Raw genomic sequence first — 19,226 nt, 5'->3', positions numbered from 1 at the left:
CGATTATATTTTATCAATCAGCTCCAAGCCCATAGCTTGAAGCTGCACTTTCATTAGACTGTGGGTTATGTGCAGATGACTTAGGTTCTACTTTATTAGTAACAACAGGTTCTGCTCGTTTCATAATATCTGCTATGACTTTGTTTCTTATTTCGTCATAATCTGGCGAATTTGGTTTATCCTTAGCAAAGGCGATATAGTCATCTTCAGAACAATAGAGCGCAATTGCGAAAAACAAATATTTTTGAGGCACCTTATGCTGATCGCATATAGCCAAGACTTGCTCTGGTGTGAATACAGAACTTTGCCCGTATCTTTGAACAAGTTCTCTACGAAATCCAATAATAGTGTTTAAACTCGATTTTTTTGTCAGCCATTTAAACATCATTATCCCCCACTATTTTGATCAAATACTCCGTAAATCAAACGAAAAAAGAATTGAATAAAACAAAGGAAAACCCCGAAGAGTAATGGGAAAAATATTACATTCACTACAAAAGAAACTAATGGTTCTTCATATGAATGTTTAGAAGCAAAATATACAAAGATAATCATTGCATACCAGATGATGCATATTCCTAACCAAATTCTCTTTGTAAACTTGCTTGGTTTAACTAGCTCGAAAAAGGTTAGGTTTTGCATTCCATCACCCACTAAATTTATTATTCCGTGGGAAGCCCATTGGTGGCAGGCGTCCGGCGTTGCCGCGGCGGCCTGTCCATGGTTCAAGTTCGGTTTCGGTGCGCCAACGATCGGAATTACCGCCCATCGGCCATGTTAAGCCATCTGCCCGGTGGAAGATGGTGACATCCGCCATTCCGCAGCCCTTATAGCGCTGTAAAACAACGCCCTTCCCTCGGTTCAGCTCTGGCACTTCGTCGAGGCCAAACACCAAAAGTTTGCGGTTTTCGCCGATCACTGCTACGCTGTCGCCGTTCACTGTCATACAGTGGGTTGCGCTGGCATCACCCGATACATTCAAAATTTGCTTCCCGCCCTTTTTCATGGCGATTGCCTTATCGGCGTCCAGGCGGAAGCCCTTACCAATCGAAGATGCGACAAACAGTTGCTTACCCGGTTCATACGGTAGCAAGGCAACGATCTCGTCGTTATTATCCATATCGACCATCAGGCGCACGGGTTCGCCGTTGCCGCGCCCGCCCGGTAGTTTGTCCCCACCCAGCGTATAGACTTTACCGTTTGTCGCCATCAGGAAGATTTTATCGGTCGTATAGGCATGGAAGCGGAATTTTTCTTCGTCACCTTCTTTGTACTTCAAAGTCTCTTCAGGTTTTGTGTGCCCCTTAAGCGCACGGATCCAACCGCGCTTGGAGCACACAACCGTAATGGGTTCTTTCTCAATCATCGCCTCTAGCGGGATTACCTCTGCCACTGGCGCGTCGCCAAAGCGCGTACGGCGCTTACCAAGGTCAGTATCCTGCCCAAAGCGTTTTTTGATATCCGCGAGCTTATCGCCAACCGCAATCCACTGAAGCTCGGTTGAGTCCAGAAGCGCGAGGATTTCAGCGCGTTCGCCCTCTAATTTAGAGTGCTCGGTTTTGATCTCCATTTCCTCAAGCTTCCTAAGGGCGCGCAGGCGCATATTCAGGATCGCTTCGGTTTGCACTTCCGTAAGCTTGAAGGTTTCCATCAGGCTTGCCTTCGCATCGTCCTCTTCCCGGATAATGCGGATCACCTCATCAAGGTTAAGGTAGGCAATCAGGTAACCTGAGAGGATTTCAAGGCGGCGCTCGATCTTCGCAAGGCGGAAACGGCTGCGGCGCAGTAACACATCAACCTGATGATCAAGGAAACTATCAAGTACTTCACGCAGCGATAGAACCTTGGGCCTGCGATCAAGCGCAATCACATTCATATTAAGCGAGAAGCGAACCTCAAGGTCCGTCAGTTTAAACAGGCTTTCCATCAACATATCGGGCTCGACCGAGCGGTTTTTCGGCTCCAGCACAATGCGGATTTCGTCCGTAGATTCGTCCCGAATATCCGTCAGGATCGGGAGTTTCTTATCAGAAATCAGCTCGGCGATTTTCTCAATCAATTTCGATTTTTGAACCTGATACGGAATTTCCGTGATGATAATATTATAAAGGCCGCGTGGTAGGTCTTCCTTTTCCCAGCTTGCACGCAGGCGGAAGCTACCCTTGCCCGTATTATAGGCTTCGATAATATTTTCGCGTGGCTCAACAATCTGACCGCCCGTTGGGAAATCCGGCCCCGGAATACGGCTCATGAGCGCTTCGGTTGACACGTCCATATCGGGCTTACGGCGCGCTTCAATGAGAAGCTGTAGGCCATCCATCAACTCACCCACATTATGGGGTGGGATTGATGTTGCCATACCAACGGCGATACCTGTTGATCCGTTCGCGAGCAAGTTCGGGAATGCGCCCGGAAATACAACCGGCTCTTCCTCTTCACCATCATAGGTTTTGAGGAAATCAACCGCATCTTCCTCCAGTCCTTCCATCAGGCTGGCGGCGACTTCGGTCAGGCGGGCTTCGGTGTAACGCATCGCGGCCGCATTATCACCGTCAACGTTACCAAAGTTCCCTTGCCCGTCCACCAGCGGAAAGCGAACCGAGAAATCCTGCGCCAACCGCACCAATGCATCATAAACCGATTGGTCGCCGTGCGGATGGTATTTACCGATCACATCACCCACAACCCGCGCACATTTTTTATAGCCCGTATTCGGGTCAAGCTTCAGAAGCCGCATGGCGTACAAAAGCCGCCTGTGAACAGGTTTCATACCATCACGCACATCCGGCAAAGAGCGCGACATGATGGTGGAAAGGGCGTAAGCGAGGTACCGTTCGCTCAAGGCATTCGCAAACGGTTCTTCGATGATATTTTCATTAAAATCGGAATGTTCAGTCATGAAAATGACTATAACGATCTATCCTGAAATGGCTATAGATTATGTATGCAAAATGCCCACATTTTTTGCTTGTGTTTTAATCCGCTTCAGCGCGCCGCCTAACCGTCGATAAAAAACGCTCGCGAGCGGCTGGTTGGCCGTTCTTCGCCTGCCCCCAAACATGACGTTCCATGAAAAAACCCGTGAGCGTGAGGCCATTGATAACATCTTCATTGCCGTCAACCGGGGCTTGGCTTGCAAGCATAAATTCAGGAAGTGGCAGAAGCTTATCATGGTATGGCTTCCCGGCCTCCCTTGATACTGCCCTCCCTGTTTTTGGGGAAACATAAACAAGATCATCCGGGCTACCCGTAGCTGCGCATTTGGATAGATCGAGACCATACCCAAGCTCTGATAAGATCCCGAGCTCTAACCTCGCCAGCCCACTCGCCAGATACTGTGGATCATCACTGTCTTCAAGCAGCTTAATCAAAATTTCTAGCACCTCGTAAACGCCGCTGTGGGGTTCACGTTCTGGTAGACTTGCAGAAATTACTGATACGATGGCAGAGAGCGCACTGAGACGAAACCCATCCCCCATCAGTGACCCAAGCGGACTGTGAACAAGTTCGACAGTGAAGCGCCCCAAATTGCCTTCAATGCGGGATCGCCATGTAAGCGCAAGCTTGTTACCTGCCTGTAGGTTGGCGCGGCCACGCTTGCCACTGCCGCCCTTTACAAACCCTCGATGACGGCCATAGTTTGGCGTTAAAACCTCAAGAACAGCATCGCTTTCGCCGAGTTTACTGGCCGATAGCACAATTCCTTCGTCCTGCCAGTCCACAATATGCCTCTAACTTCTTGAAAGCTTAATTCGTAAACACCTAATCTACAAATTCCTAATCTACAAATTCCAGGCCCATATCCTGATACACGGAACGATCATCCGCCCAGCGCTCGCTAACACGTACATGCAGGAACAGGTGAACCCTGCAATCAAAGGCCTCTTCCATTTCTTCGCGTGCCATCTGACCGATGGTTTTGAGCATGCTACCGCTCTTGCCAATCACGATGCCCTTTTGGGTATCGCGGAGCACATGAATAACCTGCTCGATCTTGACCGAGCCATCCTTGCGCTCTTCCCACTTTTCAGTTTCAACCGTTGTTGCATACGGCAGTTCTTCATGAAGGCGTAGGAATACTTTTTCACGGGTGATTTCCGCTGCCAAGTTACGCATGGTAACATCAGAGATTTGATCTTCTGGGTACATCCATGGCCCCTTAGGAGCCAAAGACGCTAAATGGGCCTTCAGGTCATGAACACCATTGCCCTTAAGCGCTGATATCATGAAGGTTCCAGAGAAAACACCCGATTCATTCAATTCCTGTGTTAAGGCAAGCAAGGTTTCCCGTTTAATCAGGTCAATTTTGTTTAGCACCAAAATAGCCTTATGGTTATTTTCCTGAAGGCTTTCAACGATGCGCTTCACATCATCAGTGATGCCTTTTTTCGCATCGATCATTAATACAGTTGTTTCCGCGTCTTCTGCGCCCTGCCACGCTGCACTAACCATCGCACGGTCAAGCCGACGTTTGGGCTCAAAAATACCCGGTGTGTCAATAAACACCATCTGGGTATCCTCAAACATACCAATTCCGGTAATGCGGGTGCGGGTGGTTTGAACCTTGTGGGTCACAATCGCAACCTTCGCGCCAACCAGCGAGTTCAGAAGCGTTGATTTGCCCGCATTCGGCGCACCAATAATGGCATAAAACCCACAGCGCATATCATCTGTAGCGGCAGTTAGATCAGTCATATTTTTATAGCTTTCTTTTAGCTGTTTGCAGCTAATTTTTCCATCAAAGCAGCAGCGGCAGCCTGCTCAGCAAACCTTTTGGCTGGCCCTTCAGCGGACGCGTTATTAACCCCTTCCACCTCGGCCTGCATGTTAAAAACCGGGTTATGGTCAGGACCACTGCGTGACAATACATTATATCTGGGCAGAGGTAAATTACGCGCTTGGCACCATTCCTGAAGCAATGTTTTCGCATCCTTAAAGGCATTTACGTCCTTGCCAACAATTTCTTTCCAGTGCGTGCGGACAAATGTATTTGCGGCGTCAAACCCACCGTCCAAATAAATGGCACCGATAACAGCCTCGCAAACATCGCACTGGATCGCGTCCTTATCCCTAGTGCCCTCCTGCTCCGCGCCAGGGGCAAGCAAAATAAGGTCAACAATTTTCAAGTTGCGCGACATTTCCGCCAAGGTCTCGCGGCGAACAAGTGCACTGAAACGCTGGTTTAACTGGCCTTCATCCTCTGACGGGTATAAATCCAGAAGCCAATCCGATATAATAAGCCCAAGAACCCTATCACCCAAAAATTCAAGCCGCTGATAATTATGACGCCCGGAAAGGGATGGATGCGTTAAAGCCTCTTCAAGCAAGCTCACTTTGTTGAATGTATAATCAGCAACTTTTTTTTGTATTTTTTGGGTCATAAAGTACTATTTTAAACTCAGAAATCTATTGTCTTGCTTCTTCCATCAAGCGACGCATCTCTTTAACCGATGCATCAAGCCCAACAAAAATAGCCTCTCCCATCAAGAAATGCCCGATATTCAGCTCTCTAAGGCCAGCAATTGCAGCTATTGGTTTTACTGTTTCATAACTTAAGCCGTGACCTGCGTGCATTTCAAGCCCAAGTTTACTCCCGAGTGCCACCGCTTTTTCAATCCGTTCCAACTCTGCGGCACGTTCTGCGCCTTCAAGGTCACAGTAAAGTCCGGTGTGAATTTCTGTTACTGGTGCCTGAAGGTCTGCGGCTGCACGTATTTGATCTTCATCGGGGTCAATAAACAAACTAACCCTGATGTTGGCTGCACTTAGTTCACGGATTAAAGGCGCCAGTCGATTATGTTGACCAACCGCATCCAAACCGCCTTCTGTTGTCAGTTCCATGCGTTTTTCAGGGACAATACAGCTTGCGTGTGGCTTATGGCGAAGTGCAATCTCGAGCATTTCCTCGGTGGCGGCCATTTCAAGATTAAGCGGCACGGTTAATTTTTCTGACAATTCAGCGATGTCTTCATCGGAAATATGACGACGGTCCTCGCGGAGGTGCGCCGTAATTCCATCTGCGCCCGCGTCAACCGCAATCATCGCTGCACGAATAGGATCAGGGTGCGCAATTCCACGCGCGTTACGGATCGTTGCAACATGATCAATATTCACACCTAGCCGTAACTTATCCATTCTGGCTATACTCCTGCATGCTTTTCTTTTTCACACGTTCAGCACGCGCATTTTTGTAGCTATCCAATACACCTTTTAGCGCAAAATATCCCAAAAGCCAGACAATTACACCAAGTAAGGCACCCCCGATCATCAACGGAAATACAAGCGGTAGAAATGACGCCAAATAATCATAGGGCGCGCTCAATAAGGCGTCCCATGACCAAATCGGCACGTCAGAAAGCACATCCCTGCCTAAAATAGCCGAACCAATTTTCGCAGCTAAGGCAAAAATAAAGGGAAATGTCCATGGGTTACCAACAGCCGTGCCAATAGCGGACGCCAGCATGTTGCCGCGCGTCAACCACGCTACACCAAACCCCATAATGAAATGGAGTCCTAAAAACGGCGTAAAAGATACAGCCATACCAGATGCTACGCCCGCAGCGATGCTGTGCGACGTATCGGGAATTCGGGCGATACGATGCCAGATATAGATGGAGGCACGCTTCCATCCGGAGCGCGGCCACAAAAAATCACGCACTTTACTAAATCGTGTCTGGCTATGTCTTCGCCTGAACAGCATTACTCGTTACTTCAATCCTCGACTACCTGGCTTAACCGCTGGAACATCTTTTAAATCCTCAGGGATATTATCGGCATCAAATATTGGCGCTTTTATGGTCGCAAGCGCCGTTAAAGGCACGCCAACATCCGCGGTCCCGCCTGATCGATTAATCAAACAACCGGCTGCAACTACATTCCCGCCAAGGTCATTGATTGTCTTAATACATTCGCGCGACGACAGGCCTGTGGTCACGACATCTTCCATCATCAGAATACGAGCGCCTTTTGGAATAGCAAAGCCGCGGCGCATAGCGAATTCTCCGTCAACGCGCTCAACAAAAAAGCCGTCGACACCCAATTGACGAGCGACTTCATAGCCAACGATAACACCGCCCATTGCTGGACTGATTACCAAATCAATTTCAACGCCAGTAGCAAGTAGTTTATCTGTAAAGGCCTTACAAAGCCGTGCCGCACGATCCGGGTTCATTAAAACCCTGGCGCACTGAAGATACACGCTACTATGCATGCCAGATGACAGCTTAAAATGCCCTTCGAGTAGGGCATCAACACTTCTAAACTCATCAAGAACAGCTTGTTGATCCATTTTACACTCCAACTTTGTTACGCATCAGCGCTCTACAGGTTACAGCCATGCACATCAAGCCGTTTCTTTGTCCCCAAGACGATTAATACGATCAACACGGGAAACCAGTTTTGAAATCCGCATTGTTCGCATAATTGTTTTTAGATGCTCGTCATCGCGAACTTCCACGTCAATATGCATGACATAAAATTCAGGATCGCGTTCCGGGATTATAAGGTTGGAAACATTACCACCATTTTTCGCAACAATGCTTGCAATTTCAGCCAAAACCCCACGTTGGTTCACAACATCAAGGCTAAGCAAAGCAACATAGAAATCATCGTCTTCATTGGTTTTCCAACCAATATCAACCCAAAGCTCAGGCATTTCGTCAAAGGCCGCAAGTTCAGGACATTCAGTCCGATGAATTTGCACACCTTGTCCCGGGCGTTTAATACCAATTATTCTGTCACCCTTTATCGGGGAACAACATGATGACAAATGAAAGGCCGTACCTTCTTTTATTCCAGAAACAGAAATTACATCCCCTGATATCGCTTCATCATCCTGATGCACTAACGGTAGCGCATCACTACGCTTATCCTCCTGAAAACCAGGGAAAGCAGACCTTAAAACAGCATCCTCAGACAAAGCGCCCTGCCCTAGGTATGTATAGAGCATTTCTGCGTCATCAAGCTTCATAACCTTGGCAGCATCATCAATCACTGTCTCAGAAAATTCATAGCCATTACGCCTACACGCACGCTCGATTAAATTACGGCCAAGTTGGCTATATTCGGCATATTCTTTATTTTTGATGTATCTTTTGATCGCAGAGCGAGCACGACCTGTTACCACAAAACTTTGCCAACGCTGCGACGGCGTTTGATCTTTCGATGTCAGGATTTCCACCTGGTCACCATTTTGCAACTTATTCCTCAACGGAACCATTCGGCTGTTCACCTTTGCACCGACACAGCGGTTCCCAACCTCGGTATGCACGGCATAAGCAAAGTCGACACATGTTGCCCCCTTTGGAAGGGGGACAATTTCGCCCTTAGGCGTATAACAAAAGACTTGATCTTTGAACATCGCAAGCTTGGAATGTTCCATGAAATCTTCTGCGTCATCGCTTTGCGCATTGATGTCCAGAAGTTCCTGCATCCAGCGATATTGAGATCCATTTTCAACACCGGTGCCCTGTTTATATTGCCAGTGTGCAGCCACGCCGTAATCCGCCTCGTCATGCATTTCAAATGTGCGGATTTGCACTTCTAGCGGGCGCTTATTCGGGCCAATAACCGTTGTATGAATAGAACGATAGAAATTAGGCTTAGGGATCGAAATATAATCCTTAAACCTGCCAGGAATTACCGAATAGGTCTGATGAACAATTCCGAGCGCCTTATAACAATCCGCAGCTTCAGGAACCACAATCCGAAATGCCAGAACATCCGACAATTGCTCAAACTCAATTTTACGGTTCTCCATCTTACGCCATATCGAATAAGGCTTTTTTATCCGACCATAAACCTCTGCATCGACACCATTTTCCCTCAGTAGGTTTCTAAGTGTTTCAATCGTTTCTTTTTCAAGATAAGGGTCTTGCTCGATCAAATAATTAAGGCGCGTTGTTATCGCTTCCATCGCCTCAGGGTCGAAGTGCTCCAACGCCAAATGTTGCAACTCGTCCTTCAGTTCATTCATTCCCAGACGTTCAGCAAGTGGTGCGTAAATTTCCAAGGTTTCCAATGAAATGCGACGGCGTTTCTCACGCTTTTTAATATGGAAAAGTGTTCGCATATTATGCAGACGATCCGCGAGCTTCACCAACAAAACACGAATATCATTTGACATCGCGAGCAAAAATTTACGGAAGTTTTCTGCTTGGCGCACGCTTTCGGTCTGCAATTCAATTTTCGACAGTTTTGTAACACCATCAACCAATTCAGCGATCTTTGGCCCAAAGGCCTCGTCGATTTCAGGAATAGTGGCAACAGTATCTTCAACGACATCATGCAAAAGTGCCGTTGCAATCGTATCGCTATCCAACTTCATAGAGGTTAAAATGCCTGCCACTTCAAGCGGATGAGAAAAATAGGGGTCACCTGACGCCCGTTTTTGCGTGCCGTGCGCTTTCATCGCGAACACATAGGCGCGGTTCAACAGGGCTTCATCGACATTCTTGTCATAAGCTCTGACCAAGTCTACAAGTTCAAATTGACGAATCATGAAAGCCTCTTACGCGAAAACATATCTTTAGATATATGTGGCTAAATTCCTCGCAGGTATCAAGGGATATTCACGACAGATTGACAAAACATAATAAAAAAGCCTGACAATTTTGCCAGGCTTTAAAAAGACACTATTTAATTGCCTTATTCTGATGAAACTGCAGGGTTCTGATCGTCCATACCAGCCATAAGAATTGTCATATCAACTTCTTCCGGTTCATCGGATTCTACTACCTGACGTAAGCCATGAACAATTGATTCGTTCAAATCGTATGGCTCGACTTTTTCTTCCGCGATTTCACGAAGGGCAACAACAGCATTTTTATCGTTATCACGATCAACATGAAGCGGTGCACCAGATGAAATCTGACGTGCACGTTGTGCAGCGCTTAATACAAGATCAAAGCGGTTATTGACTTTATCAACACAATCTTCAACGGTTACGCGAGCCATTGCATTCTTCTCCAAAATTCCTGAACAGTTTTCACTGTATTACAAGCGGGTGCTTATACATAGCAAATTATAGCATGTAAAGCCGAGAATCTGCTATTTTCGCCTAATATTGCCTAAGAATTGGCGATAACGACTGGCTTTTCATCACTGCCTTTCTCCAACTCCCTCAAAATTGTAGTCGCAGTTTTCTGAAATACAGGATGCACCCAATCTGGTGCCACATCAACAATCGGGTCCATAACGAACATTCGCTTGTGCGCACGCGGATGAGGGACCATCGGATCTGTAATAAAAACAGAAGCATCTTTATGGTTTGCAAGTTCGCTCCAACTTTTCTGATCAGGCAGTATCAGTCCTTTATGTGCGATCAGGTCTATATCAAGCGTCCTCGCGCTCCAGCGTTCACCTCGCTCGCGACCAAGTTCAGCCTCAATACGATGGAATATGGAGAGTATTTGCTTAGCCGTTAAATCGCATTCAATTGAAACTGCGCAATTAATAAAATCTGGCTGATCTGAAACTGGTACGGGCTTTGTGACATAGAATTTTGATACGGCCAGCACTTTTAGGCCAGCTTCATCAATTAGTGTAATAGCCTTGCGAAGCGTATCAATGGGCTGCCCTGCCCTTGAGGGAATATTGGCGCCCAGTGCAGCAATTGTAGTCATATATTCATTCCACACTTTAAATTAATGCATGAATTGGTCGTACAAGCATCATCCCAACCCAAATTTACCAAAAATTAACCAGTGGTAAGCACTCTATACATCAATACTATTTTATATCAGTTGCTAGTACATATTCTTTTTATTGGATTGAGTTAATGATTTTTTACCCTGAAGAGCGGCTTGCTTTATTCATCGATGGTTCGAACCTTTATGCAACAGCCCGCGCTTTAAGTATGGAAATCGACTATAAAGCCCTTAGGGCTTTTTTTTCAAAACAAGGTCGCCTCGTCCGGGCTTTTTATTACACGGCAATATTGGAAGACCAAGAATACTCCCCTCTTCGCCCTCTTATCGACTGGCTGGATTACAACGGATTTACACTGGTGACCAAACCAGTAAAAGAATTTACCGACGACCAAGGCAGACGAAAAATCAAAGGCAATATGGATATCGAAATTGCAGTTGATATGCTGAACATTTCTGAAAACATCGATCATATTGTTCTCTTTTCCGGTGACGGTGATTTTCGCCGCCTGATCGAAGCGGTCCAAAGACGCGGTGTAAGAGTAAGTGTTATTAGTTCAAATAAAACTCAACCCTCGATGATTGCGGATGAGTTAAGGCGGCAAGCCGATCAGTTTATTGACCTAATGCAACTGGAAAACACCTTTGGTCGCATTATAAAGGACGGTCAATCAACCCCTAATCAGCAGAGCTATAGGCCGCCTGATGAAGAGGAAGATAATGATTTTTATGCTCACGAGGATGCATAAAATCATAGCTTCTGTTTGACGCTTTGACCAATACAAGCCATAAAAGCGGCCATGAACTGATCACTTTCTATCATAGTCGAGGCTATTTATGTCACAATCTAAAGCATTTCCACCTGATCCGCAGGCGGATTGTAATTTATGCCCTCGTCTTGTTGAATTTCGTGAAGAAAATAAAAAGAAATTCCCTGATTTTTTCAACGGCGCGGTTGGAAGCTTTGGCCCCAATGACGCACGACTTTTGATCATTGGTTTGGCGCCTGGTCTGAAAGGGGCAAACCGAACAGGCCGGCCGTTCACCGGCGATTATGCTGGGGATTTACTATATAGTTGCCTGGAGCAAGCTGGCCTCGCCAAAGGTACGTACGACAAGCGCCCTGATGATGGTTTTGAGTTGATCGATACCATGATTACAAATGCGGTTCGCTGTGTTCCACCCCAAAACAAACCCATCGGCGAAGAAGTCAATAACTGCCGCCCATTTCTGAATTCGCGCATTTCAGCGCTGAAAAACCTAAAGGCCTATCTTGCGCTCGGGAAAATTGCCCATGACACAGCGATCAGGAATTTTGGCCTTAAATTAAAGGACTATCCGTTTGGGCACGCCAAAGTTCACGAACTACCGGACGGTAAGTTCCTGATCGATAGTTATCATTGTTCCCGCTATAATGTGAATACCAACCGAATTACAGAAGCGATGTTTCTGGATGCATTAAACCTCTGTAAAGAAGCAGTCTATCCACAAATTGCATAAGCTGAACAAAGGCTGAATAAAGACTGGATTTCTGAATTTTTCCGATCAACAAGAATTTATCAAACTCTGTAATTAGTTTAATTTCACAGTGATCGCACACGGTATATCAATATAAAAATTTATATAATTGATTACCAGGTTAGTAACGCTATGAGCGCCTTAAATTTTGACAGTTCAGAAATAGTATTCAAAGAAGGCCGGACTATCTTTGAAGAAGGCGATGAAAGCGATAGCGTTTATTTGCTTACGGACGGCGAGGTTGAAATCTTACGTCAAGATCAAGGCGTGTTTCATCATCTTGGCATTTTAGACCGTGGAAATTTATTAGGGGAAACAAGCGCGCTTCATAAGTCTACACGCTCAGCAACAGCGCGTGCAAAAACCACAGTTCGCGCAATATCCATCGACGCCGATACCTTCCGCAGAAGCTTCACTGACCCGCTGGTAAAACACGTTCTTATGACCATATCAGGCCGCTTGCGCGAACGTTATGTACCCAAGCGTGACCTCGTTAAAAACTCCGAACTAATTACGCGTGTGCGAAAGGAAAAGCGTCAGCGTCATGACGGTATTCCCATTATCTCGGGGGTAACTCCGCTTGTAATCGATAAATTGCTCTCTGATGTGCGTGTAACCGAATTCCCTTTTGTCATTGGCAATACTAGAACACAGGGTCAAATGGCTGTTTTAACCAACCAGTCATTGATGATCCCGTTACCAACCGCACCAGATTTGGACTCCCGGCACTTTGAATTTATCAAGCGCGGCCGTGACATTGTTATCCGTGATCTTGGCAGCAAAAACGGAACCGTGGTTAATGGTGAAACCATCAGCAAATACGGCAAGAAATCCGAGATGCTTTTGGAAGCCGGTGAAAACACAATCGGCACAGGCGGGATGCGAAGTAAAGTTACCTTCCTCGCCAGCCTGACCCCAATCGAATAGGTCAAATCGCAATTACTGCGACTGAACCCATTCTTTGATTTTCTTGATCATATCAACCGCATTTTTATTATCAGGGTTCAATTCTAACGACTTCTGATAATTGAATAGCGCAAGATCAGGATTTCGCGCCTTAACATAGGCTTCGCCTAAGCTGTCATATGGATTGGCAGAGCCCGGAAATTCAGCAACATTTCGTTTAAAAACCTCTATCGCTGCCTCCAGGTTATCGCTTCGAAGCAATTGATAACCAAGGGTGTTTAATGCGTTTTCGTTTTCAAAATCATACAGATCAAAATCACTTGCTTTCAAAGCATCGTATTTTGCCAGGCATGCCTTTACGTCAGCTGCACACCCTTCTGCAATAGCAACATTGATTGGTTTTTTGGGTACCTGATAGGCCTTCCCATCCAATATGGCTTCAATGGACTGTGTGAGCTCAAACAGTTTTCTGTTCTTATTATTCGTCAGTAAAATGATTGCTGTGTCTTCGGCAGCACGGTAAGTAACAAGCGCCTCATAATTCACCGATGAACCATGATGCTGATGATACTGAAGGGTACCACCATTACTATATTCGCTTCTTCCAAGCGCACCCAGTTCCCTCGGCGAATAGGATGCAAACAGGGTTTTAACAGACGCCTCGGAAACCAAACGATGACTGTGTAAAGCGCGGAACCATGCCACCATGTCTTTGGCAGTCACAAGCACCCAGCCTTTAATCGGCAAATCAAAATCCGGATCATTTTTAAAGTCATTATTGAAGGCAACAGGAACATCGCCTTCACCAAGTACCGGGTCCACAAGCGCTGTCGTCATCCCTGCTGGTTTTAAGATAAATTCCTTAGCAAATTCTCCAAACGAATTGCCTGTCACTTTTTCAACAATCATTCGCTGAAGAAACACATTATTGTTTGAATATAGATACCCTTCGCCAGGCACAAATGGAAGAGTTTGAACTTGTTTCAAATCAGCAAATGCATCGTCATGATTTTTGATAACCCGCCAGCGAACGCGCGGCAAACCGCTTGTATAATTTAATAAATGTTTGACTTGAACTGTCTGGACCCATTCAGGAAGGTCGGGGAAATATTTTGATACTGTATCTTCAAGGCTGATCTTCCCTTGTTCCACAAGCATCATTATTGCCACTGCATTAAATTCCTTGGCAATAGAGCCGGAATTAAACACCGAATTTTCATCGAGCAATTTTGATCGACTTCCGTCAAAATACCCAAGGGATTTTTCCAGTAAGACCTGATCCCCTTTTACCACCAAAATATTACCGTTAAAGAGCCCTCGCTCATAACTGGTTGTGATCAAGTCATTCAATTTTTTGGAAATATGATCGTCGGCATATCCTGCTGGTAAGGCAAATTGCGATATGAATACCGCTAAAGCTATCATAAATTTACACGACAAAGTGTTTCTAAACATCAATCCTATCCCCATCAAATGATTTACGCAGCTACTAGCACATACATTTAAAAGGGATGCAATAGGATTTACGATTAGGAAGGCAAGAATAGCCCATTGAAGCTTAAGAATAATCTTTCATCAATCGAGACTTTTGACGCTGCCAATCCCTTTGCTTCTCAGTCTCGCGTTTGTCATGCAATTTCTTACCTTTACCAAGGCCAAGCATCAGTTTGGCACGCCCGTGATCGTTAAACAGGATTTTAAGTGGTATCAGCGTCATACCGTCTTTTTGCACGGCTCCGCCCAATCGATTGATTTCGCGCCGCTTCATCAACAGTTTTCTGGGGCGTCGTGGTTCATGATTGAAACGATTACCGTGCGAAAACTCGGGGATATAGGCGTTGATCAGCCATAATTCACCACCTTTTTCTTCGGCATAGGCTTCCTGAATATTGGCTTTACCTTCGCGCAGGGATTTAACTTCTGTGCCTTGTAGGGCAATACCCGCTTCATGCTCGTCTTCAATAAAGTAAAGATGGCGTGCTTTGCGGTTATCCGCAGCAACTCGTGATGCAGGGCCCTTATTTTTATTCTTGTTTTTGTTCTTTCCAGCCATAATCCACTAGAGATATATTTTATAAATTCACTTTATCAAGACCCGCATGTGCAATCGCGGCATCAAGAACGGGTTTCAAAGCATCTGTTACAGGTAGTAGCGGCGCGCGAACATACTCGACACCCAACCCTAATACATTGGCAACATATTTTGCGGGTGCTGGGCTTGGCTCCATAAACATAGCTTTGTGAAGCGGCAACAAACGATCCTGTAACTCAAGCGCCGCTGCAAAATCACCTTTCATACAAGCTTCCTGGAACTCACTGCATAATTTAGGAGCGACATTCGCTGTCACAGAAATACAGCCACTCCCGCCCATCGCCATGAAACCAAGCGCTGTTCCGTCTTCGCCGGATAACTGAACAAAATCAGGCCCCATTGCAGCGCGCTGGTCAGCGCAGCGCTGAAGATCACCCGTCGCATCCTTAACACCAATGATGCGCGGTAATTCAAACATACGCGCCATCGTTTCAACTGAAATATCTACAACCGACCGGCCCGGAATATTATAGATAATAATCGGAAGATCGCTTTCGTCATGGATTGTTTTGAAATGTTGATAGAGGCCTTCCTGACTTGGCTTATTGTAATAAGGGCTAACCACGAGCGCACCATCAACGCCGTTATTTTGCGCTTGCTGGGTTAACTCTACAGCTTCACGCGTGGAGTTCGAACCTGTTCCTGCAATCACTGGTACGCGGCCGTTTGCGGCTTCCACGCACAAGCGAACAACATCGTTATGTTCGACGTGTGAAAGCGTGGGGGATTCACCAGTAGTTCCAACAGGGACAAGACCGTGTGACCCTTCCTTAATCTGCCAATCCACAAACTTTTGATATTGATCATGATCAACATCCCCGGTTTCGGTGAAAGGAGTGATTAAGGCTGGTATTGACCCACTAAACATGACGATTTTCTTTCTCGCATTTAACTTTGAACAAGATTGCACCCTATATCAGTAGAGCAACTGATATTACAAATCGGATAATACAAATTTGGCGCACCCTACTCCGCTCATTAGAAAAGAGCAAGTAGATGGTACGCCAGTAACAAAGAAATCATTAGCAAGGAAATCAGGCGATTTCTGGTCGTCATTTTTATGAATTAAAGGATATTCTCACCCACGGTTACGGCGTGCTTTTCTCTGCTTACGGAATCTCTTTTTGATAGATGTTTCAATTTCCTCAAGCGTTACTTCACCGTTACCGTCAACATCATGCCGTTTAAATCGATTAACTGCTGGTGCTGCAAATTCATCAAGCGATAGTTGTTCATCATTATCACGGTCCAATCTTGCAACAAATTTTAGTCGTGTTGGTTGCCTGTTTTGACGAATACGTTCGTTCTTTTCCACACCCTCCGGTTTGTCAGCGCGAAATCTGGCAAGTCTCTCAAAACGTGCACGCTGTTGATCAGATATAGGCATAAGTTTTGGAAGTTCATCCAAGGCAATAAAACCATTGTTATCGGCATCGAATTCACTGAAGCGTTTTGCTGATGTCTGCATCATTTCATCGTGACTGACAACACCATTACTATCACTATCAAGCTTAAGGAATGTAGCTTGAATCTGCTCCCGCATTGCATTTATTCGGTCTTGTCTGCTTGGCTTTTGTGCAGGGTCTTGCGCGGTTACACCCGCTGTAATTATCGCACACACTGCCACTGATATTCCCAATATTTTTTCTCTAACTGTCATGTTGTTACTCCTGATTTAATTTTAAATTTAATGAGTAAACAACAATACGAAGCAGCGAATAAATACCCTTCGCGTTAACCAAATAAAAATAAAACAATCATATAAATGTGACTACACTTATGTATGTGTTCATCTAAAATTCATGTTGAGCCGATACATGAAATCGTTGGCACAAACGAACAAAGGTGCATAAATAGTTGGGCAAAAAGAATAACATAATCCAGGGTTTACTCGTAATTGCAATCTGCTGTTTCGGCGCAGAGCTATTATTGCCCGTTATTGCACCAGAAGTACTTTCAGAGTTTGGATCCAATATTATCGCTTCATTCGGCGTTATAATTCTTTTGACGTGCTTATTTCTAAACTTCAAATCTTCGAATTCCAAAGATGCCACTAACACCCCTATTTCTGTTTCAAATGGTACCACGGGGCAATCAACACAAAGTTGGTATATCGACTCTAATGATCTTGAAGAAGCTGTCATTGTAACGTGCCCCAAGCATCTGATCATGCGTGTAAATAATGCCGCAGAAGAAATGTTTCAAAATCTTTTTGAAACACCATCAATCATTGGGATGGAATTTTCAGAAGTCTTTGACATTATGCACTCCCATCTTGATGATCGCATGGCGGCAGACGCAGTTATTGAAACCGTTCTTCAAAACCCATCGCTTCAATATAGAGAGATGCTGCGCCTTACTGACGGTCGTTTCATCGAACGTATCACGCGCCCACACTCAGAGGAAGGGTGTAGGATCTGGTATATCCATGACCTTACCTATTTGATGCAAGCAAACGAGGACAAAGCGCTTCACGACACGATGACGCAAGAAGATGCGGCTCGTACCGCCGAGATGGCAGAACAGTTATATCTGACAAAAGCAGAGCTCGAACAGAATCAAATTGAATTAACCCGTCTTGCAAATACTGATGGATTAACCGGCCTCAATAACCGTCGTCACTTTATGGAATTGGCAAGTGATGCGATCCTGGATATGAGTTCACTCTTTGAAATTTGGGTTATCATGCTGGATATCGACCATTTCAAAAAAATTAATGACCAATATGGTCACAGCGCAGGTGATGCCGCAATTCGACTATTCTCAGAAACCGTTAAAAACAGCATTGGGTCCCGAGGGCAAATTGGGCGCATGGGCGGTGAAGAATTTGCTGTTTTCATTCCGGGCGTTACTCAGGAAGATGCACAACAACTTGCCGAAGACATCCGGCAAAGCGTCGAAAACCTTAGCATTGTCCACGAAAATATCTCATTTAAATTTACCACAAGCGTTGGCATTGCGAAGGTTCATGATGAAGAATTTTCAATCGAGTCTGCTTTGGACCGGGCGGACGCTGCCCTTTATGACGCAAAAACAAGTGGTAGAAACTGTATAAAAGCGGCATAATAAGGCTGTTGTTATAGTTCAAAGTCACGGTTCAAGATGCATTTCCATTCACGTATATTACTAACGATATTACTATTCACAGCAATATTCAGCGCTAGTTACAGCCTAATCGCACATAGTTCGTTTACCAGTTTCACACGGATTGACTGGAACAAAAACGATCAATCCATCGAACTGGTGATGCAGATGCACGCGCATGAACTGGAAGCGTACCTTTCAGAAGAAGTTGGGGAACGCCTCTCGTTTTTGGTTGAAACAGATTTACCAACACTCGAAACTGCCGCAGGCCCAGCAATTCTTAGAAATCTCTCGCTGGAACTTGACGGAAAAAAAGTATCTCCGTCATTTTTGGGCCTTGAACTTCAAGGTCAAACCGTTTTCTTGTATATGGAAAGCGACTGGCAATCCCAGCCCAAACGGCTTAGCTTTCTAAACAAGTTATTCTTTAATGTTCAGCCTGGTCAGATTAATTCGATGATGGCTGTGGTAAACGGACGCCGACAAGCTGGTGAGGCCACCCCCGGTGACGGTCCAATAGAATTGGAGTTTTAATTCGTCTTGGCCTTGAACACATCGTCAATACTGACTACCTTTCCCTTTAGAGAAACCTTACGACACTTATGGGCGATTTTAATATGCGGCTTATTTTTGCGCTTTTCATAGTATTAGTTTTTGCACCTTTCAAACTTGCCGCACAGCAAAATGAAAATGACCCTCTTGTTGCAGCACGAATGATGGCGACAACAGCCGGATCCGCAAAATATTGTAAAATTCGTGATGATATTGTTGAGCAATATATTTCAAATGCCTACGCGAGGTTGGCCCTGCTATCACGCGATGAGTATGAAAAGGTACTCTCGCGTTTAGAATTTAAAAATTTCCTTACCGCAACACGTGTCCGCGCACCGGAAATTGGTTGTGAAGCATTTACCAAACAATTTTTGGATTACATGCGCCAACTGCCATAATTCCATGCGAATAACGCTCCTCTTTCCCAT

Annotated in this window: 20 protein-coding genes and 1 pseudogene; 6 read left to right on the top strand and 15 right to left on the bottom strand. The window is 45.4% G+C overall.

Annotation, left to right across the window (positions count from 1 at the left end):
• Window positions 1-13 precede the first annotated feature (13 nt).
• From KFF44_RS07270 to folK, 11 genes and pseudogenes are all read right to left on the bottom strand, one after another.
• Window positions 14-388, bottom strand: coding sequence for a DUF6559 family protein (locus tag KFF44_RS07270; protein WP_255938539.1), 375 nt, complete (start codon window positions 386-388; stop codon window positions 14-16).
• Window positions 389-646: 258 nt separating this feature from the next.
• Window positions 647-2,899 (bottom strand): DNA topoisomerase IV subunit A, encoded by a 2,253-nt coding sequence (parC, locus tag KFF44_RS07265; protein WP_255938538.1) that lies wholly within the window; start codon window positions 2,897-2,899, stop codon window positions 647-649.
• Window positions 2,900-2,975: 76 nt separating this feature from the next.
• A complete protein-coding gene (recO, locus tag KFF44_RS07260) occupies window positions 2,976-3,722 on the bottom strand; it encodes a DNA repair protein RecO (protein WP_255938537.1) in 747 nt (248 codons plus the stop codon).
• A 55-nt stretch (window positions 3,723-3,777) separates the two neighbouring features.
• The gene (gene era / locus KFF44_RS07255) at window positions 3,778-4,695 is read right to left on the bottom strand and encodes a GTPase Era (protein ID WP_255938535.1); all 918 of its coding nucleotides are present in this window, start codon (window positions 4,693-4,695) and stop codon (window positions 3,778-3,780) included.
• 17 nt (window positions 4,696-4,712) lie between these two features.
• Window positions 4,713-5,381 (bottom strand): ribonuclease III, encoded by a 669-nt coding sequence (gene rnc, locus KFF44_RS07250; protein ID WP_255938533.1) that lies wholly within the window; start codon window positions 5,379-5,381, stop codon window positions 4,713-4,715.
• Window positions 5,382-5,406: 25 nt separating this feature from the next.
• Window positions 5,407-6,135 (bottom strand): pyridoxine 5'-phosphate synthase, encoded by a 729-nt coding sequence (locus KFF44_RS07245; RefSeq protein WP_255938530.1) that lies wholly within the window; start codon window positions 6,133-6,135, stop codon window positions 5,407-5,409.
• Complete coding sequence (locus tag KFF44_RS07240) at window positions 6,128-6,658, bottom strand: DUF2062 domain-containing protein (RefSeq protein ID WP_255938529.1); 531 nt, start codon at window positions 6,656-6,658, stop codon at window positions 6,128-6,130. Before KFF44_RS07240 ends, KFF44_RS07245 begins: the two co-directional genes overlap by 8 nt.
• A gap of 48 nt (window positions 6,659-6,706) precedes the next feature.
• Window positions 6,707-7,288, bottom strand: a complete 582-nt coding sequence (gene pyrE / locus KFF44_RS07235; protein WP_255938528.1) for an orotate phosphoribosyltransferase — start codon at window positions 7,286-7,288, stop codon at window positions 6,707-6,709.
• 54 nt (window positions 7,289-7,342) lie between these two features.
• Window positions 7,343-9,499, bottom strand: a complete 2,157-nt coding sequence (locus tag KFF44_RS07230) for a bifunctional (p)ppGpp synthetase/guanosine-3',5'-bis(diphosphate) 3'-pyrophosphohydrolase (RefSeq protein ID WP_255938527.1) — start codon at window positions 9,497-9,499, stop codon at window positions 7,343-7,345.
• A 212-nt stretch (window positions 9,500-9,711) separates the two neighbouring features.
• Window positions 9,712-9,954 (bottom strand): annotated as a pseudogene (gene rpoZ / locus KFF44_RS07225) (DNA-directed RNA polymerase subunit omega); the annotation flags it as partial.
• Between the two features lie 113 nt (window positions 9,955-10,067).
• A complete protein-coding gene (gene folK / locus KFF44_RS07220; protein ID WP_255938526.1) occupies window positions 10,068-10,622 on the bottom strand; it encodes a 2-amino-4-hydroxy-6-hydroxymethyldihydropteridine diphosphokinase in 555 nt (184 codons plus the stop codon).
• A gap of 155 nt (window positions 10,623-10,777) precedes the next feature.
• Here folK and KFF44_RS07215 point away from each other — a divergent pair, with 155 nt between their 5' ends.
• From KFF44_RS07215 to KFF44_RS07205, 3 genes are all read left to right on the top strand, one after another.
• Window positions 10,778-11,395, top strand: a complete 618-nt coding sequence (locus KFF44_RS07215; protein ID WP_255938525.1) for an NYN domain-containing protein — start codon at window positions 10,778-10,780, stop codon at window positions 11,393-11,395.
• Between the two features lie 88 nt (window positions 11,396-11,483).
• Complete coding sequence (locus KFF44_RS07210; RefSeq protein ID WP_255938524.1) at window positions 11,484-12,146, top strand: uracil-DNA glycosylase; 663 nt, start codon at window positions 11,484-11,486, stop codon at window positions 12,144-12,146.
• Window positions 12,147-12,296: 150 nt separating this feature from the next.
• Window positions 12,297-13,091 carry a cyclic nucleotide-binding domain-containing protein gene (locus tag KFF44_RS07205; RefSeq protein ID WP_255938523.1) on the top strand — a complete coding sequence of 265 codons (795 nt, stop codon included), beginning with the start codon at window positions 12,297-12,299 and terminating at the stop codon, window positions 13,089-13,091.
• Window positions 13,092-13,103: 12 nt separating this feature from the next.
• Here the strand turns inward: KFF44_RS07205 and KFF44_RS07200 are convergent, their stop codons facing one another.
• The 4 genes from KFF44_RS07200 to KFF44_RS07185 all read right to left on the bottom strand — a co-directional run bounded on the left by KFF44_RS07200 (window position 13,104) and on the right by KFF44_RS07185 (window position 16,822).
• A complete protein-coding gene (locus KFF44_RS07200) occupies window positions 13,104-14,525 on the bottom strand; it encodes a beta-lactamase family protein (protein ID WP_255938522.1) in 1,422 nt (473 codons plus the stop codon).
• A 103-nt stretch (window positions 14,526-14,628) separates the two neighbouring features.
• Complete coding sequence (smpB, locus tag KFF44_RS07195; RefSeq protein WP_255938521.1) at window positions 14,629-15,123, bottom strand: SsrA-binding protein SmpB; 495 nt, start codon at window positions 15,121-15,123, stop codon at window positions 14,629-14,631.
• Window positions 15,124-15,142: 19 nt separating this feature from the next.
• The gene (dapA, locus tag KFF44_RS07190; RefSeq protein WP_255938517.1) at window positions 15,143-16,030 is read right to left on the bottom strand and encodes a 4-hydroxy-tetrahydrodipicolinate synthase; all 888 of its coding nucleotides are present in this window, start codon (window positions 16,028-16,030) and stop codon (window positions 15,143-15,145) included.
• Between the two features lie 210 nt (window positions 16,031-16,240).
• Entirely contained in the window at window positions 16,241-16,822 is a 582-nt protein-coding gene (locus KFF44_RS07185; RefSeq protein WP_255938515.1) for a hypothetical protein, read from the bottom strand.
• A gap of 269 nt (window positions 16,823-17,091) precedes the next feature.
• On the opposite strand from KFF44_RS07185, the gene KFF44_RS07180 reads away from it, so the two are divergent.
• The 3 genes from KFF44_RS07180 (at window position 17,092) to KFF44_RS07170 (ending at window position 19,196) form a co-directional block, all read left to right on the top strand.
• Window positions 17,092-18,228 carry a GGDEF domain-containing protein gene (locus tag KFF44_RS07180; protein WP_255938514.1) on the top strand — a complete coding sequence of 379 codons (1,137 nt, stop codon included), beginning with the start codon at window positions 17,092-17,094 and terminating at the stop codon, window positions 18,226-18,228.
• A gap of 36 nt (window positions 18,229-18,264) precedes the next feature.
• Window positions 18,265-18,780, top strand: a complete 516-nt coding sequence (locus KFF44_RS07175) for a DUF6702 family protein (RefSeq protein ID WP_255938512.1) — start codon at window positions 18,265-18,267, stop codon at window positions 18,778-18,780.
• Between the two features lie 83 nt (window positions 18,781-18,863).
• Window positions 18,864-19,196: a hypothetical protein gene (locus tag KFF44_RS07170; RefSeq protein ID WP_255938510.1), complete on the top strand. Its 333-nt coding sequence runs from the start codon at window positions 18,864-18,866 to the stop codon at window positions 19,194-19,196.
• The last annotated feature ends 30 nt before the right edge of the window (window positions 19,197-19,226 follow it).

The sequence above is a fragment of the Kordiimonas sp. SCSIO 12610 genome, from assembly GCF_024398015.1.
In the GTDB taxonomy this organism is placed as follows: domain Bacteria; phylum Pseudomonadota; class Alphaproteobacteria; order Sphingomonadales; family Kordiimonadaceae; genus CANLMI01.
Note: the sequence above shows the minus strand (reverse complement) of the source record. Positions and strands in the feature narration are given on the sequence as shown.

Excerpts from the sequence above, each read along its gene's own strand:
- KFF44_RS07270 (WP_255938539.1), bottom strand. The coding sequence starts at position 388 with ATGATGTTTAAATGGCTGACAAAAAAATCGAGTTTAAACACTATTATT.
- parC (WP_255938538.1), bottom strand. The coding sequence starts at position 2,899 with ATGACTGAACATTCCGATTTTAATGAAAATATCATCGAAGAACCGTTT.
- era (WP_255938535.1), bottom strand. The coding sequence starts at position 4,695 with ATGACTGATCTAACTGCCGCTACAGATGATATGCGCTGTGGGTTTTAT.
- rnc (WP_255938533.1), bottom strand. The coding sequence starts at position 5,381 with ATGACCCAAAAAATACAAAAAAAAGTTGCTGATTATACATTCAACAAA.
- KFF44_RS07245 (WP_255938530.1), bottom strand. The coding sequence starts at position 6,135 with ATGGATAAGTTACGGCTAGGTGTGAATATTGATCATGTTGCAACGATC.
- pyrE (WP_255938528.1), bottom strand. The coding sequence starts at position 7,288 with ATGGATCAACAAGCTGTTCTTGATGAGTTTAGAAGTGTTGATGCCCTA.
- KFF44_RS07230 (WP_255938527.1), bottom strand. The coding sequence starts at position 9,499 with ATGATTCGTCAATTTGAACTTGTAGACTTGGTCAGAGCTTATGACAAG.
- folK (WP_255938526.1), bottom strand. The coding sequence starts at position 10,622 with ATGACTACAATTGCTGCACTGGGCGCCAATATTCCCTCAAGGGCAGGG.
- KFF44_RS07215 (WP_255938525.1), top strand. The coding sequence starts at position 10,778 with ATGATTTTTTACCCTGAAGAGCGGCTTGCTTTATTCATCGATGGTTCG.
- KFF44_RS07210 (WP_255938524.1), top strand. The coding sequence starts at position 11,484 with ATGTCACAATCTAAAGCATTTCCACCTGATCCGCAGGCGGATTGTAAT.
- KFF44_RS07205 (WP_255938523.1), top strand. The coding sequence starts at position 12,297 with ATGAGCGCCTTAAATTTTGACAGTTCAGAAATAGTATTCAAAGAAGGC.
- KFF44_RS07200 (WP_255938522.1), bottom strand. The coding sequence starts at position 14,525 with ATGTTTAGAAACACTTTGTCGTGTAAATTTATGATAGCTTTAGCGGTA.
- smpB (WP_255938521.1), bottom strand. The coding sequence starts at position 15,123 with ATGGCTGGAAAGAACAAAAACAAGAATAAAAATAAGGGCCCTGCATCA.
- dapA (WP_255938517.1), bottom strand. The coding sequence starts at position 16,030 with ATGTTTAGTGGGTCAATACCAGCCTTAATCACTCCTTTCACCGAAACC.
- KFF44_RS07185 (WP_255938515.1), bottom strand. The coding sequence starts at position 16,822 with ATGACAGTTAGAGAAAAAATATTGGGAATATCAGTGGCAGTGTGTGCG.
- KFF44_RS07175 (WP_255938512.1), top strand. The coding sequence starts at position 18,265 with ATGCATTTCCATTCACGTATATTACTAACGATATTACTATTCACAGCA.
- KFF44_RS07170 (WP_255938510.1), top strand. The coding sequence starts at position 18,864 with ATGCGGCTTATTTTTGCGCTTTTCATAGTATTAGTTTTTGCACCTTTC.